This is a genomic window from Anaerococcus sp. C0059F3, assembly GCF_056590475.1.
The window spans coordinates 134,781-151,011 of record NZ_JBWPWE010000003.1; the positions used below are offsets into that span (position 1 = coordinate 134,781).

At 32.3% G+C, this 16,231-nt stretch carries 15 protein-coding genes; 2 read left to right on the forward strand and 13 right to left on the reverse strand.

Features of this window, described 5'->3' with window-relative positions; all coding sequences use genetic code 11:
* Positions 1-42: 42 nt before the first annotated feature.
* The 12 genes from AC1EJ5_RS03035 to AC1EJ5_RS03090 all read right to left on the reverse strand — a co-directional run bounded on the left by AC1EJ5_RS03035 (position 43) and on the right by AC1EJ5_RS03090 (position 12,776).
* Positions 43-393 carry a type II toxin-antitoxin system PemK/MazF family toxin gene (locus AC1EJ5_RS03035; RefSeq protein WP_223420384.1) on the reverse strand — a complete coding sequence of 117 codons (351 nt, stop codon included), beginning with the start codon at positions 391-393 and terminating at the stop codon, positions 43-45.
* Complete coding sequence (gene alr / locus AC1EJ5_RS03040; protein ID WP_479814452.1) at positions 383-1,501, reverse strand: alanine racemase; 1,119 nt, start codon at positions 1,499-1,501, stop codon at positions 383-385. Before alr ends, AC1EJ5_RS03035 begins: the two co-directional genes overlap by 11 nt.
* A 2-nt stretch (positions 1,502-1,503) precedes the next feature.
* Positions 1,504-2,682: an NAD(P)H-hydrate dehydratase gene (locus AC1EJ5_RS03045; protein ID WP_308749077.1), complete on the reverse strand. Its 1,179-nt coding sequence runs from the start codon at positions 2,680-2,682 to the stop codon at positions 1,504-1,506.
* Between the two features lie 134 nt (positions 2,683-2,816).
* Positions 2,817-4,235, reverse strand: a complete 1,419-nt coding sequence (gene gatB, locus AC1EJ5_RS03050) for an Asp-tRNA(Asn)/Glu-tRNA(Gln) amidotransferase subunit GatB (RefSeq protein ID WP_308749076.1) — start codon at positions 4,233-4,235, stop codon at positions 2,817-2,819.
* A complete protein-coding gene (gene gatA, locus AC1EJ5_RS03055; RefSeq protein ID WP_479814455.1) occupies positions 4,225-5,637 on the reverse strand; it encodes an Asp-tRNA(Asn)/Glu-tRNA(Gln) amidotransferase subunit GatA in 1,413 nt (470 codons plus the stop codon). Before gatA ends, gatB begins: the two co-directional genes overlap by 11 nt.
* Positions 5,638-5,645: 8 nt before the next feature.
* Positions 5,646-5,924, reverse strand: coding sequence for an Asp-tRNA(Asn)/Glu-tRNA(Gln) amidotransferase subunit GatC (gene gatC / locus AC1EJ5_RS03060; RefSeq protein WP_479814457.1), 279 nt, complete (start codon positions 5,922-5,924; stop codon positions 5,646-5,648).
* A 1-nt stretch (position 5,925) separates the two neighbouring features.
* The gene (gene ligA, locus AC1EJ5_RS03065; protein WP_479814459.1) at positions 5,926-7,929 is read right to left on the reverse strand and encodes an NAD-dependent DNA ligase LigA; all 2,004 of its coding nucleotides are present in this window, start codon (positions 7,927-7,929) and stop codon (positions 5,926-5,928) included.
* Positions 7,930-7,931: 2 nt separating this feature from the next.
* A complete protein-coding gene (locus tag AC1EJ5_RS03070) occupies positions 7,932-10,127 on the reverse strand; it encodes an ATP-dependent helicase (protein ID WP_479814461.1) in 2,196 nt (731 codons plus the stop codon).
* Between the two features lie 54 nt (positions 10,128-10,181).
* On the reverse strand, positions 10,182-10,496 hold the full coding sequence (locus tag AC1EJ5_RS03075; protein ID WP_223420703.1) for a YerC/YecD family TrpR-related protein: 315 nt from the start codon (positions 10,494-10,496) through the stop codon (positions 10,182-10,184).
* 12 nt (positions 10,497-10,508) lie between these two features.
* Positions 10,509-11,141 (reverse strand): type 1 glutamine amidotransferase, encoded by a 633-nt coding sequence (locus AC1EJ5_RS03080; RefSeq protein WP_479814503.1) that lies wholly within the window; start codon positions 11,139-11,141, stop codon positions 10,509-10,511.
* A gap of 5 nt (positions 11,142-11,146) precedes the next feature.
* On the reverse strand, positions 11,147-12,469 hold the full coding sequence (locus AC1EJ5_RS03085) for a MurT ligase domain-containing protein (RefSeq protein ID WP_479814463.1): 1,323 nt from the start codon (positions 12,467-12,469) through the stop codon (positions 11,147-11,149).
* 37 nt (positions 12,470-12,506) lie between these two features.
* Complete coding sequence (locus AC1EJ5_RS03090; RefSeq protein ID WP_479814465.1) at positions 12,507-12,776, reverse strand: acylphosphatase; 270 nt, start codon at positions 12,774-12,776, stop codon at positions 12,507-12,509.
* Between the two features lie 88 nt (positions 12,777-12,864).
* Here AC1EJ5_RS03090 and AC1EJ5_RS03095 point away from each other — a divergent pair, with 88 nt between their 5' ends.
* Complete coding sequence (locus tag AC1EJ5_RS03095) at positions 12,865-15,396, forward strand: heavy metal translocating P-type ATPase (protein ID WP_479814467.1); 2,532 nt, start codon at positions 12,865-12,867, stop codon at positions 15,394-15,396.
* 3 nt (positions 15,397-15,399) lie between these two features.
* A complete protein-coding gene (locus AC1EJ5_RS03100) occupies positions 15,400-15,675 on the forward strand; it encodes a metal-sensing transcriptional repressor (RefSeq protein WP_348936897.1) in 276 nt (91 codons plus the stop codon).
* A gap of 45 nt (positions 15,676-15,720) precedes the next feature.
* Here AC1EJ5_RS03100 and AC1EJ5_RS03105 read toward each other — a convergent pair whose 3' ends face one another.
* Positions 15,721-16,221, reverse strand: a complete 501-nt coding sequence (locus AC1EJ5_RS03105; RefSeq protein ID WP_348938316.1) for a QueT transporter family protein — start codon at positions 16,219-16,221, stop codon at positions 15,721-15,723.
* Positions 16,222-16,231 lie beyond the last annotated feature (10 nt).

Genomic DNA, 16,231 nt, shown 5'->3' on the forward strand with positions numbered 1-16,231 from the left:
CAGCCTTATAAACATATATTATTGTTTATAGGACTGGTTTTTTTAATCTTGTTCAATCGCTAGAGAAATTCCAATAGCTTCATCAATTTTATTCATTATATCAGCAGAGAATGTTCCTATTTTTTCCCTAAGCCTAGTTTTGTCTATTGTTCTTAATTGTTCCATAAGGGCTACAGAATTTTTAGGTAAGCCGTATTTATTACCCTTTAATTTTACATGAGTCGGAAGTTTCGCCTTATTCATTTGACTTGTCACAGGTGCAACAATAATTGTAGGCGAATATTTATTTCCTATATCATTTTGAACTACAATAACAGGTCTTACTCCTCCCTGCTCACTACCAACTACCGGAGAAAGATCTGCGTAATATAAATCTCCTCTTCTAACTTTCATTTAATTCTCCTAAATAATCACGCGCTTCAATCACTTCTCCGTTTTTTATGTAAATCCTCTTAACTCTCATTGATATATTTGTCATTAACTCATAGGAAATAGTGCCTATTAAGTCAGCATCTCTATCTATGTCCCTATATAATTCTACTTTTTCACCAATCTTAACATCAAGTCCACTTACATCAACCATCATCTGATCCATGCAAACCCTGCCTAATACCTTACAAGCTTTACCTTTTATGTAAACTTGACCTTTATTTGAGAATAACCTATTGTAACCATCTGCATATCCAATAGCAACTGAGGCTACCTTCATTGGTTTATCACTTACAAAAGTTCTTCCATAGGAAATTGGAGTGCCAGCCTCTATCTCTTTGACAAAATGAACATATGTATAGAGTTTGAAAATTTTCTCTAGTTCTATTTCTGTATTATCTTTAACCACTATTGACGGATATAAGCCATAAAGAGATATACCAACTCGGTTCATTCCCTTAAAGATTTTTTGTCTTATAGTAGCTGCAGAGTTTGCAAGATGTACAAATTCAAAAGCAAAATCATCTTTAACTTGGTCAATAATCCTATCAAATATTTCCTCTTGCTTAATAGTAAAGCTATTATCTTCTTCGTCAGCTGTTGCAAAATGGCTAAAAGCAGAAATTATATCTATATTTTTTAAATCTTTTAACTTCTTGATTTGGGAAATTTCATCTTCCCTAAAACCAATCCTACCATGGCCTGTATCTAGGACAAGATGACCTTTTATTTTATAGCCTAATTTATTTATTTCTTGGGCTAAACCAAAGTCATATATTGAAATATCAATATCATTTCTTGAACACTTTTCTATATCATCTAAACCAACATATCCTAATATTAAAATTGGTTTTTTAATACATGCTCGTCTTAGTAAAAGAGCCTCGCTTAGTCTTGCTACAGCAAAATAATCAACTATATCTTCTATTTCTCTACAAATAACGTCAGCTCCAAGCCCATAGGCATTAGCTTTGACGACTGCGCAGAATTTAGAATTTATACTTAAGTTTTTTATTTTTAATATATTATTTCTTATTTCATCTAAGTCTATTTCTAAATATGTTTCTTGCATACCTACCTCAAAAGTCGGATTGCCTTTGGTAAATAAGCTATAATATCACTCGCAATTAAGGATTCCTCGCATAAATCAGCACTTGCCAAATCACCAGCAAGGGAATGTAAATAGACGCCAAGTCTTGCTGCATCAAATTCTTCCAGTATTGGCAAAAGTCCAGAAATAATTCCAGTTAAAACATCACCACTACCAGCAGTTGCCATACCAGGGTTTCCAAGCTTATTTATATATAACTCATTACCGTCTGTTACTATAGTTTCTTCAGATTTTAAGACAAGAATAATCCCATATTTTTTTGCAAAATCTTTTGCATTACCAATCCTATCAGCATTAATTTCACTAATTGATAAGCCACTTAATCTCGAAAATTCTTTCAGATGTGGGGTTAGGATTATATTTTTTTTATGTAGAACGGACTTATCTTTAGCTACCGCGTTTAATCCGTCTGCATCGATTATAATTTTGCCATCAAAATTATTTATTATATTACCAATAAGTTCATTTAAACTTGAATCTTGTCCCATTCCTGGACCAATCGCAAGAACGTTCTTATCATCTAAGTATCCTAAAATCTGCTTAAATATAAGTTTATTATACTTTAAATTATAAGAATCAATAGTTTTTATTATCTGCTCACAAGACTTAATTTGCAAAATATCACTTATAGATGAAGGCACAAGTAGATAAACAAGACCAGCTCCAACCCTTAAAGCAGCAGAAGAAGCAAGGTAGCAGGAACCTGCCATACCCTCAGATCCACCCAAAATTGCAACCTTGCCGTAGTCCCCCTTATGACTAGTTTTTTTTCTAAGCGGCAAAATATCTTTCATCTGTTCAGAAATTTTTATTTTATTAACTTCATTATTTATGCAAATAGCAACAGCTATATCAGAGTCATGTGAAATTGACACTTCTGCATCAACTATATTTCCGTCAATTAAAATGAATGGCGTGTATGATTTGTGTTTTACTTCTATTCTCAGACTCTTTATATAGGATAAATCAAGATTATAAGCTTTTATAACCGCTTCTTTTAGAGCATAAATTCCAGCTAGAGTCTGAAAAGGGTTTTCTTTTTTAAAAGCATAAGAAAGCTCATATCTACTAAAGACTTTTTTTAGAAAATTATCTGATTTTCCCTTAATTTTATGTATAGAAATTATATCAATACCAATCATTACAAACCTGGCCTTTTTGTTTATTCTTTCTCACTAGAGAACTTATCATTACGCAAATTAAATATATTTTTAAATCCTAAAATCATTCTTTTATCAGTGTCTTCATTAGAAAAAGGGAAGCGCCTTAGCACTTCCTATTCTCCTAATTTTTCTTTTAGTAATTTATTGATTTCCTGAGGATTACCCTTACCTTTTGTCTTCTTCATAGCTTGTCCAACTAAGAAACCAAAGGCCCTATCCTTACCATTTTTGATATCTTCAATTGATTGAGGATTTTCGCGAAGAACTTCACTAACAATATCTTCTAGGAAAGAAGAATCTGAGATTTGTAGAAGGTTTCTTTCTTCTGCAAGTTTTTCTGGATCCTCATTAGAAGTATATATTTCTCTTAACAATTTTTTTGCTACATTATTATTGATCTTGTTATTCTTAGCAAGGTTTATCAATTTTGCAAAATTTTCTACAGATAATGCCATATTATCTGCTGTTTCTTCGGCTTCGTTAAGTCTTCTAGATAATTCAGTTAGGATCCAATTTGCTGTTGTATTTGAATCTTTAACTAATTTATCAGTTGATTCAAATAAACTTGCAAGATTCCTATCATGGCTTAATAGGTTTGCATCGTACTCAGAAAGTTTGTAATCTTTCATATATCTAGCTTGTTTTTTACTTGGAAGTTCTGGTAAGTTCTCTCTAATATTTTCAATAAATTCATCAGATAGGTAAATATCTGGTATATCACCATCAGCAGAAAACCTATAGTCATTGCCTACTTCTTTATTTCTCATATGGATAGTTTCAAGCTCGATATCATCCCATCTTCTGGTTTCTTTAACACCTGTTTGACCTTTTTCAAGAAGTGCAGTCTGTCTTTGAACTTCAAAAGTAAGGGCGTTTTCTATAGCCCTTATTGAGTTAATATTTTTAATCTCAGCTATTTCTGTTCTAAGACCTGATTCTTCGTCCTTGATATTTACGTTTACGTCAACACGCATAGATCCTTCCGCCATTATACAGTCAGAAACACCAAGGAATTTTAAAGTAGATGCAAGAGTTTCAACAAACTCTCTTGCTTCTTCTGGTGATGACATATCTGGATCTGTAACTATTTCAATTAAAGGAACTCCCGCTCTGTTATAATCCATAAGAACTGTGTCATCATCGTTATGGTTTGACTTACCAGTATCTTCTTCCATATGAATTTCTCTAATGTTTATGTGTTTGCCGCTTGTAAGTTCAAGGTAGCCTTCGTAAGCATATGGCTTTTCAAATTGGGTTAATTGGTAGCCCTTAACAAGGTCTGGGTAAAAATATTTTTTCCTATCAACCTTTTGGTCATTTCTAATCTTGCAATTAAAGGCAAGACCTGCCATTACAGCGTATTCCACAGCTCTTTTATTCATTTGTGGAAGTGTGCCTGGATGGCCTAAACATATTGGACAAACATTTGTATTTGGAACTGCTCCGAATTCATTTTTACAGGAGCAAAACATTTTTGTAGCTGTTGATAACTCAACGTGGATCTCAAGACCTATTATTGTTTTAGTTTTCATTTAAACTCCTTAAAAATTCTTCGCCAGCATTTAATAATTTGCTATCTTCATTTGCATTTGCAATAAATTGAACTGATCCTGATATACCCTCCCTAACAGGGACTGATAAACCACACATGCCTGAAAGATTTACAATAACATTAAAACCATCAGATTTAAAATCACTCAAAGGATCCATATAATCATCATCAAGAGATGGTGGTAAGTTTGTAACAGTTGGAGTAATAATTAGGTCGTAAGTTTCAAAAACTTCTTCTAATTCTTTTTTAATTAAAGTTCTAAGTTTAAGGCCTTGTTTAAAAACTCTCTGATTATCATCAGCGGATAGGTACATAGTTCCAAGGGCAATTCTTCTTTGAACTTCCTCACCAAGACCTTCTGTTCTTGAATTTATAAATAATTCTTCAACGGAGGTGTAATTATCACTTTGATATCCAAACCTAATTCCGTCAAACCTTGACATGTTTGATGATACTTCGCTAGACATAACTACATTATAAACTTGGTTAGCATAATTAGAATACTTTAAATTAATAGGAGCTAAGTCTGCACCTAGTTTTTTAAGTTCATCTAGAGCAAAATTGTAATCTTTTACAACAGTAGGGTCGATATCCTTATGCATCTCGTCATCTGCAGGAATATAGGCAATTTTTTTGCCTTTAAAATCATAATTTTCAATTTCATACTTATAATCATCAAGCCTTACTGTCATATCGTTTGAATCTGGTCCTTCTATTGTTTGAGAAACAGTTCTTACATCCGAAACATTTCTAGCAAATACAGACACTTGGTCTAAAGTGTTAGCCATTGAAACAACACCATTTCTACTCATCATTGAATATGTTGGCTTATAGCCTATAATATTACAATAACTTGCAGGACATCTAACAGACCCACCTGTATCAGTTCCAAGTGCTACAAGAACATCTCCTTTGGCAACAGCAGCTGCTGAGCCTGATGAAGATCCACCTGTTACTCTTGATTCATCAATAGGATTTTTTACTGGACCGTAGACAGATGTCTTACCCCTAGCACCCATAGCAAACTCATCCATATTTGTTTTTGCAATGATAATTGCATCTTCCTTCAAAAGATTATCTACAACCTTAGCATCAAACATAGGTCTAAAGCCTTTTAACATCTTTGAAGCACAGGTCATATCCATATTTTTATATGAAATATTATCCTTAACTGCAACTGCAAGTCCAAAAAGTGAACCTAATTCCTCACCCTTGGCTAACTTCTCATCAAGTTCTTTAGCTCTTTTTAGCGAATCTTCTTCATCAAAGGTGATGTAGGCGTTTGTCTTATCATTCTTGATTTTATCTAATATGTTTTTTGTATTTTCTTCTACACTTATTTCTTTGTTTTTATATTTTTCTATAATAGCTTTTATATCCATTATTGCTCCTATAGCTTCCAATCTAATCTAAAATAACCATATTCTGTGTCCTTAGCATTTTCTAAAGCCTTTGACCTTGCTAAGGATTCTTTTGGCCTATCTTCTCTAAATACAGCCTTATGGGTTTTGATATATTCAGTCATCTCTACATCGTCTGTGTCAACCACAAAGATTCCCTCTATAAAATCTAGTACTCTATTAAATTTTTGGGCAATCATTTCTTTATCTTGATTTTCCAAACTTAAATGGCTTAGGTTATAGATTCTCTCTACTTCTTTTACATCCATTCTATTCTCCTTTTAATCCAGATAAGAAATCATATAATTTCTTATCTTCATATATTTCAACATTTAATTCTATAGCCTTATCTTTTTTAGAACCAGCTTTTTCTCCTGCAAGAACTATGTCTGTGTTTTTTGAAACAGAGCCTCTTACATTTGCACCATTATCTTCTAGCATCTTCTTAATATCATCTCTATTGTAACCGTCGATAGTACCAGTGATTACAAAATTAATTCCTTCCAATTTCCTTGAATTATTTGAATCTCCACTTGGATTATTAAGTTTGATACCCTTAGATAAAAGTATGTCTATAGAATCTACTATATTTTTATCGTGAAAAAATTCTACTATATTTTCTCCAGTAATTTCCCCGATATCGTCAATCTCTACTAATTCATCTACTTTTGCATTCCTCAATTTATCAAAAGATTTAAATTTATTAGCCAAATCTCTTGCTGTTCTCTCTCCCACATTTGGAATTCCTATAGCATAAATAAATGCATTTAAATCTCTATTTTTGCTATTTTCTATAGCTTCTAGTAAGTTCTGGGTTTTCTTTGACCCAAACCTTTCAAGTTTTATTAACTCATCATAGGTCAAATCATATATATCATAAATTTCTTTTATACCTAATTCTTCTATAAGTTGGCCAATGGTTTTTTCTGATAAGCCTTCTATATCCATAGCATTTCTTGAAGCAAAATGTTCCATCCTAGCTAGAAGCTGAGGAGTACATGAAATGGAGTTAGGGCAAACAATGTGGACTTTTTCCTGAATTAAATCGCTATGACAGTATGGACAATGAGTTGGTTTTTCAATTTTTCTTGTCCCTGGTTGGTCTTCATCAACAACGCCTAGAATTTCAGGTATAACATCATTTGACCTTCTAATGAAGACATCAGATCCAATCCTTACTCTCTTTCTTTCAATATCGTCGTAGTTATTTAGAGTTGCTCTAGATACTGTAACCCCAGAAAAATCAACAGGCTCAAGAATTGCAGAAGGTGTTACCTTTCCAGTTCTTCCTACATTCCAAACTACATCAAGGAGTTTTGTAGTAAATTCTTCTGCCTCAAATTTATAAGCAATAGACCACCTTGGAAATTTCTCTGTAAAGCCAAGCGCTCGTTGAGTTTTCTTGTCATTTATTTTTATTACTACCCCATCTGTTAGTACATCTAGAGTTTTTCTCTCCTTTTCAATCCTTTCAAGCTCTGAGATTATTTCATCTAAGCTTTTAACTTTTTTATGGTAAGGATGAACATTAAGCTTCATTTCTTTTAAAAACTCTAGCATCTCTTCTTCATCTTTGAAATCAAGATTATTAGTTGGAACGGCATAAAAATATGCAGTAAGTCTTCTTTTTGCAGTTTCTTTGGTATCAAGGTTTCTGATAGCGCCAGCTGCAGCATTTCTTGCATTTTTAAGCTGGATTTCATTTTCCTTGTTATACCTAGCTAGCTCTGACAATGGCATTAGAGCCTCACCTTGAATTTCAAGAAGCGACTTTTCCTTAATTGTAAAAGGAATAGACCTAATTGTCTCTGCCTGGGCCTTTACTTCTTCTCCAACAATACCATTTCCTCTAGTAGCCGCAGTTTTAAGTATACCATTTTCATAAGTAAGGTTTATTGTAAGACCATCAAACTTATATTCCATAATAAATTCTAAGTCTGGGAGTTTTTCTCCATTCGTTACTTCATAAGTTTCTTTTAATCTCTGACACCTTTCAATCCAGTCTTTTAGTTCATCATAGGACTGAGCCTTGTCCTGGCTTAGAAGCCTTGTAATGTGAAAATGCTTTTCAAACTTGTCTAAAATTTGCCCTCCAACTCTATTTGTTGGTGAATTTTCTGGTATATAATTAAGCTCTTTCTGTAATTTCACTAAACTATCATAAATTTTGTCGTATTCGCCATCAGAGACTAAAGGCTTGTCGAGAGTATAATAGTTATAGTCAAGGTCATTGATTTGTTCTATTAAATTATTAAGTTCATCAAATTTGTTCATATCTATACCTTTTTTATTGGCGCATAATCTTGATTCAGTTTTTTAAGTCCTTTTTTATCAAAAGCAATTATCAATTCATTGCCATCTGGACTTTCCTTTACCTGAACGACCATTCCCCTACCCCATTTACTGTGTTCAACAGTATCTCCTACCAGGTAGGTTGAGTCATCTTTCTTTAAAGGCTTTTTCTTTAAATCAAGAATAGATTGTCTGGCCTTTTCTCTCATATAGTCTTCATTCATTGCTCGTTCATATGATCTAGTATTATATTCAATAAAATCTTTATTGGCCTCTTTATGAATTAAATCCTTGATTTCATCTAGAAAACGAGATGGCTTGTAATAATTTACTTTGCCATAATTTCTTCTCATTTGAGAACTAGTCATATAAAGCTTTTCTTCTGCACGAGTTATTCCTACGTAAAAAAGTCTACGTTCTTCTTCAAGATTTCCTTCATCCAGACTTCTCTTTCCTGGAAAGAGTCCTTCATCAAGACCCACTATGAAGACAATTGGAAACTCAAGTCCCTTAGCTTGATGCATGGTCATTAGGGATACAGATTCTAGACTTTCTTCAGTCTTATCTATTTCTGACAAAAGGGAGAGATTTTCTAGATAATCTCTTAGGGAGTCTCCAGGATTTGACTCCTGATAGTCAGCTGCGGAAGAAATAAACTCATTAATATTGTCAATTCTTGCTCTATCTTCTACAAGAAGTGATTTTTCAAGAGTTCTTAAATATCCAGTCTTATCAAGTACATCATTAATTAGATCCACAATCTGATACTTATCAACATTTTTAAAAATATCTTCGAGAGGCTTATAAAATTTATCTGTTAATTTTCTTAGTCTGCCTGTTAAAAGTACTGAAAAATTTGGATCTATTATCAAATCCAACATAGAAATGCCATGGCTAGTTGCAATTTTTTCGATTTGCTCGATAGACTTATCGCCAATCCCACGTTTTGGTTCATTAATAATCCTTTTTAGGCTTACATCGTCCTTGCTGTTTACCAAAATATTTAGGTAGGCAATTAAATCTTTGATTTCTTTTCTGTCGTAGAATTTAAGTCCACCAACCACCTTATAGTCAATTAGATTTTTCAATAAAGCTTCTTCAAAAGGTCTTGATTGGGCATTAGTCCTATAAAGAATAACAATATCACTCTCTTTATGGCCTTCTTTTAATAGATCTTTGATTGTATCTATCACAAACTTACTTTCTTCGCTTTCTACAGATGTCTCTTTGTATATGATATCTGATCCATCGCCCTTATCTGTCCAAAGATTTTTTTCTTTTCTTTCTAAATTATTTGCAATTAGTTCATTTGCAGCATTTAAAATCTTTGATGTAGACCTATAGTTTTGTTCAAGCTTGATAATTTTTGTATTTAAAAAGTCTTTTTCAAAATTCAGAATATTTCTAATATCAGCTCCTCTAAAAGAATAAATTGATTGGTCAGCATCACCAACTGCAACTACATTTTGTTTCTTTCCAGAAATAAATTTTATTAATTCATATTGGGAGTTATTTGTATCCTGAAATTCATCTACAAAAATATAATCAAATTTATCTTGGTAGTATTTAAGTGTATCTCTATCTTTAGCAAAAAGATCTAAAACTTTTTCTATTAAATCATCAAAGTCTAAAGCGTTGTATTCATACTTCTTTTTCTCATATACTTTGAAAATTTCTGCGATTTCATCAGCATTTTGCATATAGAAATTCATTTTTAAAAAATCTGCAGGACTTAAAGACTTATTTTTAGCATTAGAAATGATGCTCTGAGCAAGCCTTGGATTTATATCATCCTTATATCCCAATTCTTTTATAATATCCCTTATAAGAGTTCTCTGGTCTTGTGTATCATAAATTGTAAAATTATTTGAATAACCAATCTTATCTATATTCATTCTAAGGATTCTGGCGCATATTGAATGAAATGTCCCAATCCATAGATATGATACATCCATATCAAGTAGATTACTTACCCTTTCTTTCATTTCGTTTGCAGCCTTGTTAGTAAAGGTAATGGCTAATATATTTCTAGGATCTACAGATTCTTCTTTTATTTTGTAGGCAATACTCGATGTAAGGACGGAAGTTTTCCCGCTTCCAGCTCCTGCCAAAACCAAAAGAGGTCCATCCTTATGTAAAACAGCTTCTTTTTGCCTATCATTTAACCTATCTAAATTCATCTACACATCCTTCCTTAACCATAACATTATACCATAAAAAAAGAGTAAGTGGCCTTACTCTTTTGATTCTTTCAAATCTTTTTCAATTAGTTTCTCAAGAACTAGGTCATAACCGCCTGCACCATAGTTTAGAGATCTGTTAACTCTAGATATAGTTGCTGTTGATGCTCCAGTCTCTTCCTCAATTACTGAATATGTTTTTCTAATCTTAAGTAGTTTTGCTACATGAAGTCTTTGAGAAATAGATTGAATTTCTCTTGCTGTACATATATCAGTAAAAAATTGATAACATTCTTCAACGTCTTTGAGCATTAAAATTGCTTCAAATAATTCATCTGCTTCTTGTGTTCTTAGTTTTGATTCACTCATCATATTTGCTCCTTATAAAATTATTTCTATGATTTTTTTGCACAAATTCTCATTTCTTGCTAAAATCGGACCGTGCAAGTATGTCCCAATAGTATTTTTATAGATAAAACCTTCAGTTTTATCTTCTCCGTTGTTGCCATTTCCTTCAATTACAGTTCCAAATGGTTTTTGATTTTCAGATAAAAATGTTCTTCCGCCGTGATTTTCAAATCCCAAACAAGTTTCGTCAAATTTTTCTACATAAATTTTTATCTGACCTGTGAAACGATTCTTGGAATCTTGATTTAAAGTATAGTGGTCAAAGATATTTAAGCCTTCAATTTTCTCACCTTCGGCGTTATAATAATACTTACCCAAAAGTTGATATCCTCCGCAAATTGCAAGGAATAATCCATCGTTATTTATATATTTAACAAGTTCCTCTCTTTTTTTTAGAAGATCATCTTTTACTATTGACTGCTCATAATCTTGGCCGCCACCAAAGAATACGAAATCATAATCCTCAGCTTTGAAATCATCGCCAATTGATACAATCTTTCTTTCAGAATCTATACCCTTTTTTTTAAGTTCATACTCAAAAGCCATTAAATTTCCAACATCTCCATAGGTATTTAAAAGGTTACCATATAGGTGGCATATTCTTATCTTTCTTATAAGGCAAGCACCTCCCTTAACTTAAGCATAGCTGTATAGGTCGATAAGATGTAAATATTATCTGTCTTCGCATTTTTGATAAGGTCTTTTATTTCTTCTTCATAATCAAATTCTTTAATCTCACCTTCAAAAATCTCCGCTATTTCAAGTCTTCTTTTCATATCTTTTTTTCTCTTGCCAGATACATATACATCTCTTATATCTAAATTTCTTAGTTTTTCGTAATACGAATCATAAATCCAACTTACATCAAGTCCATCAGCGTAATTGTCATTTAACAAGCAAATAAGACTAACTGGTTTTTCCTCAAGCATAACAAGATCTATAACCTGGTTTAACCCAGTAGGATTTTTAACTAAATTAATGACAAGATTTTTACCTAAAATATCTACATTTTCTTGCCTACCGAAGACATTTTTTTGTTTTTTTAATCCCCTACATATCTCTTCATAAGTAAGTCCTAATTCATAGGCAACTGAAACAGCTGTCAGGGCGTTATAAATATTATAAACCCCGCCAACATTAACTTCATATGGCTTGCCAGAAATTTCAAACTTAGAATGATTAGGATCAAGACTTGAGATTTTTTCTATTTCATACCTTATTTCAGGCGATTTAAAATCACAGTTAGGGCAAGAAAAATCTCCCAAGGAAGAATAATTTACTGTCCTATATTTGAGTACGCTGTGACAAGATGGACAAAGTATACCATCCGAGTTGAATTCAGCATCTTTATCATAGCCTTTGTTTTCATCAGCTCTGATTCCAAAATAAATTGGATCAAACTTTTTTAAATTATCATATGAGAAAACTGGTAAATCTCCATTAGCAATTATTTTTGCATTTGGCATAAGGTCGAGACCTTCTAGTATCTTATCTAATATATTATAAATCTCGCCAAACCTATCCATCTGATCCCTGAAAATATTTGTAAGTGCAACATAATCAGCCTTGATATATTTACCAATCCTAACTATGTTTGCCTCATCTACTTCAAGAACTGCTACAGTCTCCTTATCAGCAGGGTTATCAAGTAGGGAAGTGATTATTCCTTGAACCATATTTGATCCAGACTCATTAGTCAAAACTATTGGATAATGTTCTCTTAGTATAGATACTAAAAAGTGGGTTGTCATTGTTTTGCCATTCGTACCTGTAACAAATATAAACTTAGTATTTTTAGATAATTCCTTTAATATGTCCTTATCTAATTTATAAGCTATATAACCAGGTAGGGATGTTGCTTTCCTATTAAATAACTTTAATGTACTTCTAATTGATTTGGCTAATACTTTAACCCATTTGCTTTTTAAACTCATGCAACTATTATATCCTTTTTTTACCAATATTTCAATATTAATAAACTATTTGAAAGTCAGATTCTCCATCTATTACAGAAACTTCATGAATATTTTTGCTGTCTATGAGTGCAAAGTTTATATTTTCAAGTCCTTTAAAAAAATTCATAAGCTGATTTTTATTTCCCTGGATACAAACTTCTACACTACCATCATACATGTTCCTAACAGTTCCCGTAACACCTAGACTATCCGCTAGCATTTTTACTTGAAACCTAAAACCTACTCCTTGGACCCTACCCTTAAAAATAATATGGTATCTTTTCATATTTACTCCTTTAATACATTATACTTGACAAAATATATTCAGTAAATATAGTTTATATATACCCCCTAGGGGTGTGAAAGGAGGTTTAATGAAACAAAAATTTGACGTTTATGGGATGACTTGTGCTTCTTGTCAGGCAGCTGTAGATAGGGCTGTGAAAAAACTTGGTGTTAATGAAGTGAATGTAAACCTTATAAATGAATCAATGAGTGTAGAATACGATCCAAATAAAATTTCAGATAGCGATATAATTGAAGCAGTTTCAAGAGCAGGCTATGAGGCTAGGCTTAAAAATAATGAAAATTCTTTTAAAAATGAAAAGGAAAACTTAAAAGAACTTGAAGAAGATAATACAAAGTTTAGGCTAAAGGTATCCTTTTTCTTCATGATTATCCTAATGTATATTTCAATGGGACCGATGATAAGTCTACCTATTCCAAGTTTTTTAGTAGGAAGTCAAGGTGCTATAAATAATGCCTTTGTTCAATTCTTATTAACTATTCCTGTAATATTTGTAAATAAGAAATTCTTTGTTTCCGGATTTAAGTCCCTTAAAAATGGAAATCCAAATATGGATACTCTTATAGCCCTTGGATCATCATCGGCTTTAGTTTATGGTATTTTTGTAATTATGAGAATGGCACATGCTGCAGGACTAGGTGATTTTGAAACAATAGATGCTTACAGGCATAACCTATATTTTGAATCTTCAGCAATGATTCTTACATTGATTACGCTAGGAAAATATTTTGAAGCAAGAAGTAAGGGAGAAACCAAGGCTTCTTTAAAAAACCTAATGGACCTGGCTCCAGAAAGAGCAAGAGTAATTAGAAATAATGTAGAAGTTGAGATTGACTCTGCTGATATAGAAAAAGGGGACATTATTGTTATAAGGCCCGGTGAGAGAATACCTGTCGATGGAAAAATTACAGAAGGCTCTTCCCTAGTTGACGAAGCAGCTATCACAGGCGAATCAATTCCAGTCAGCAAAACTATAGGAGATGGAGTAATTTCTGCAACTATCAACAGGCAAGGTTCCTTTAAATTTATGGCAACTAGAGTTGGAGAAGATACAACACTCTCCCAGATTATTAGCCTTGTAAATGAGGCTAATGAGACTAAGGCACCTATTGCAAAACTTGCCGATAAAATTTCTGCAATTTTTGTACCTGCTGTAATTATTATTTCATTAATTACATTTATAAGCTGGTATATAATTAGCAAAGACTTTGAATTTGCACTAAATCTTATGATTTCAGTTCTTGTTATATCTTGTCCATGTGCACTTGGACTTGCAACACCAATGGCAATCATGGTTGCTACTGGTAAGTCAGCAGAGCTTGGACTCTTATTTAAGAATGCTGAAAGTCTAGAAAACCTTCATAAGGTTGATACAATCCTACTTGATAAAACAGGAACAATAACTGAAGGGAAACCAGTTGTCACAGATATAATTACAAAAATTAATGAAAAATCTTTCTTAGAGATTGCAGCATCTTTAGAGCATTTATCAGAACATCCCCTATCTGATGCTATTAATACTTATGCAGCAGAAAAAAACATACAGCTCCTACCAGTAGATGATTTCGAATCTATTGTTGGAAGAGGTATTAAGGGGGAAATTGATAATAATCTTTATTATGCTGGTAACCTCAGGCTTATGGAAGAGAATAATATAAATCTAGATAATTATCAAGAACTAAACAACAAACTTTCCAAAGATGGCAAGACTTCAATGTATTTTGCTAATGATATAGAAGTTATAGGCTTAATCGCAGCAAAAGATATGGCTAAAGATTCTTCTAAAATTGCTATTGATATTCTAAAAAAAGAAGGATTCGAAATTACCATGGTTACTGGAGATAATGAAATTACTGCAGAAGCCATTAGGAAAAGTTTAAATATTGATAAAAAATTTTCTGAAGTACTTCCGCAAGATAAGGATAAGGTTGTAAAGACACTCCAAGCAGAAGATAAAAAAGTTGCAATGGTTGGTGACGGTATAAATGATGCCCCAGCCCTCGCAAGAGCTGATATTGGTATCGCTATTGGCAAAGGATCAGATATTGCAATTGATTCTGCCGATGTAGTTTTGGTTAAGAATAGTCTGCTAGACCTTGTAAAATCAATTGACTTATCAAGGGCAACAATAAAAACTATAAAAGAAAACTTATTCTGGGCTTTCTTTTATAATATTATCCTAATCCCTCTCGCTGCAGGTCTCTTGTATCCAAAATTTGGTCTAACTTTAAATCCAATGTTTGCTTCACTTGCAATGAGTTTCTCATCAGTATTTGTATGTCTAAACTCACTTAGGCTTAGAGGATTTAAGTCAAAGTCAGAAACATATTCTAATGAAACAGATAATAAAAACGAAATTTTAAAGGAGAATGAAATGAACGAAATTAAAAAAATGATTGTAAATGTTGATGGAATGAGCTGTAATAACTGTGCTAAGCATGTTAAAAACGCTTTAGAAGAAATAGATGGCGTAAATGAAGTTATTGTAAACTTAGATAATAAAAATGCTGAGGTTTCTTACCAAGGTGATATTGATGAAAAAGTAGTTAGTGATGCAATTAACGAAGCAGGTTACGAATATAAGGGTCTTCAAAAGTAGTAAATGAAGGCTGATAAAAATAAAACTATCAGAAAGTTAAAAACTGTCAGTGGTCAAATTGATGGTTTGATAAAAATGATAGAAGACGATAGGTATTGTATTGATATATCTAATCAAGTTATGGCCTCAATTTCAATTCTAAAAAACATAAATAAAGATGTTTTAAGAGGTCACCTTGAACATTGCGTCTATGATAGTCTTAAGCAAGAAAATGAAGAAGACATCAAAGAAAAAATTGAAGAGATTGAAAAAATAATCGATAAACTAAACAAGATCTAATATAATTAAAACTCCCCTAGCCTATTTGGCTGGAGGAGTTTTTTCTTAAAAATTATATATATATGACATGAATCCTTCATTTTTTTCAAGTATCTTAAATAACAATACACCGATAATTGAAACCATAACGAATTCACTTAACATAAATTGCATCAAAAGTACGAAAAATACTTCATCACTAGCTAAGATTAGCCAAGTTCCAATAGCAGGTACTGAAACTAATAAAACTGGAAATATTGATGCAACGTATAGATTTTTAGCTCTTTGCATTAATATAAAAGCTATATATGATGAAAGTGTCCCAAATACGACGTCAAATAACATCATTGGACTAAATAAATTTGCTATAGCACATCCTAAAACAAGTCCTGGTATAAATCTCTTGTTATAAAATACTAATAGTACCAAAATTTCACTAAACCTAAATTGAATTGGACCATAGGACGCAACTGGCAATAAAAGTGTCAATACAGCATATAAAGCTGCTACACCTGCAGACTTAACTAAAAAATTAGTATCGTCTAAACTAATAAACTTTTCTTTCATTTTTTTCTCC

Excerpts from the sequence above, each read along its gene's own strand:
- AC1EJ5_RS03070 (WP_479814461.1), bottom strand. The coding sequence starts at position 10,127 with ATGAATTTAGATAGGTTAAATGATAGGCAAAAAGAAGCTGTTTTACAT.
- AC1EJ5_RS03105 (WP_348938316.1), bottom strand. The coding sequence starts at position 16,221 with ATGAAAGAAAAGTTTATTAGTTTAGACGATACTAATTTTTTAGTTAAG.
- AC1EJ5_RS03085 (WP_479814463.1), bottom strand. The coding sequence starts at position 12,469 with ATGAGTTTAAAAAGCAAATGGGTTAAAGTATTAGCCAAATCAATTAGA.
- ligA (WP_479814459.1), bottom strand. The coding sequence starts at position 7,929 with ATGAACAAATTTGATGAACTTAATAATTTAATAGAACAAATCAATGAC.
- AC1EJ5_RS03095 (WP_479814467.1), top strand. The coding sequence starts at position 12,865 with ATGAAACAAAAATTTGACGTTTATGGGATGACTTGTGCTTCTTGTCAG.
- AC1EJ5_RS03035 (WP_223420384.1), bottom strand. The coding sequence starts at position 393 with ATGAAAGTTAGAAGAGGAGATTTATATTACGCAGATCTTTCTCCGGTA.
- AC1EJ5_RS03090 (WP_479814465.1), bottom strand. The coding sequence starts at position 12,776 with ATGAAAAGATACCATATTATTTTTAAGGGTAGGGTCCAAGGAGTAGGT.
- AC1EJ5_RS03100 (WP_348936897.1), top strand. The coding sequence starts at position 15,400 with ATGAAGGCTGATAAAAATAAAACTATCAGAAAGTTAAAAACTGTCAGT.
- AC1EJ5_RS03045 (WP_308749077.1), bottom strand. The coding sequence starts at position 2,682 with ATGATTGGTATTGATATAATTTCTATACATAAAATTAAGGGAAAATCA.
- AC1EJ5_RS03075 (WP_223420703.1), bottom strand. The coding sequence starts at position 10,496 with ATGAGTGAATCAAAACTAAGAACACAAGAAGCAGATGAATTATTTGAA.
- gatA (WP_479814455.1), bottom strand. The coding sequence starts at position 5,637 with ATGGATATAAAAGCTATTATAGAAAAATATAAAAACAAAGAAATAAGT.
- gatB (WP_308749076.1), bottom strand. The coding sequence starts at position 4,235 with ATGAAAACTAAAACAATAATAGGTCTTGAGATCCACGTTGAGTTATCA.
- gatC (WP_479814457.1), bottom strand. The coding sequence starts at position 5,924 with ATGGATGTAAAAGAAGTAGAGAGAATCTATAACCTAAGCCATTTAAGT.
- alr (WP_479814452.1), bottom strand. The coding sequence starts at position 1,501 with ATGCAAGAAACATATTTAGAAATAGACTTAGATGAAATAAGAAATAAT.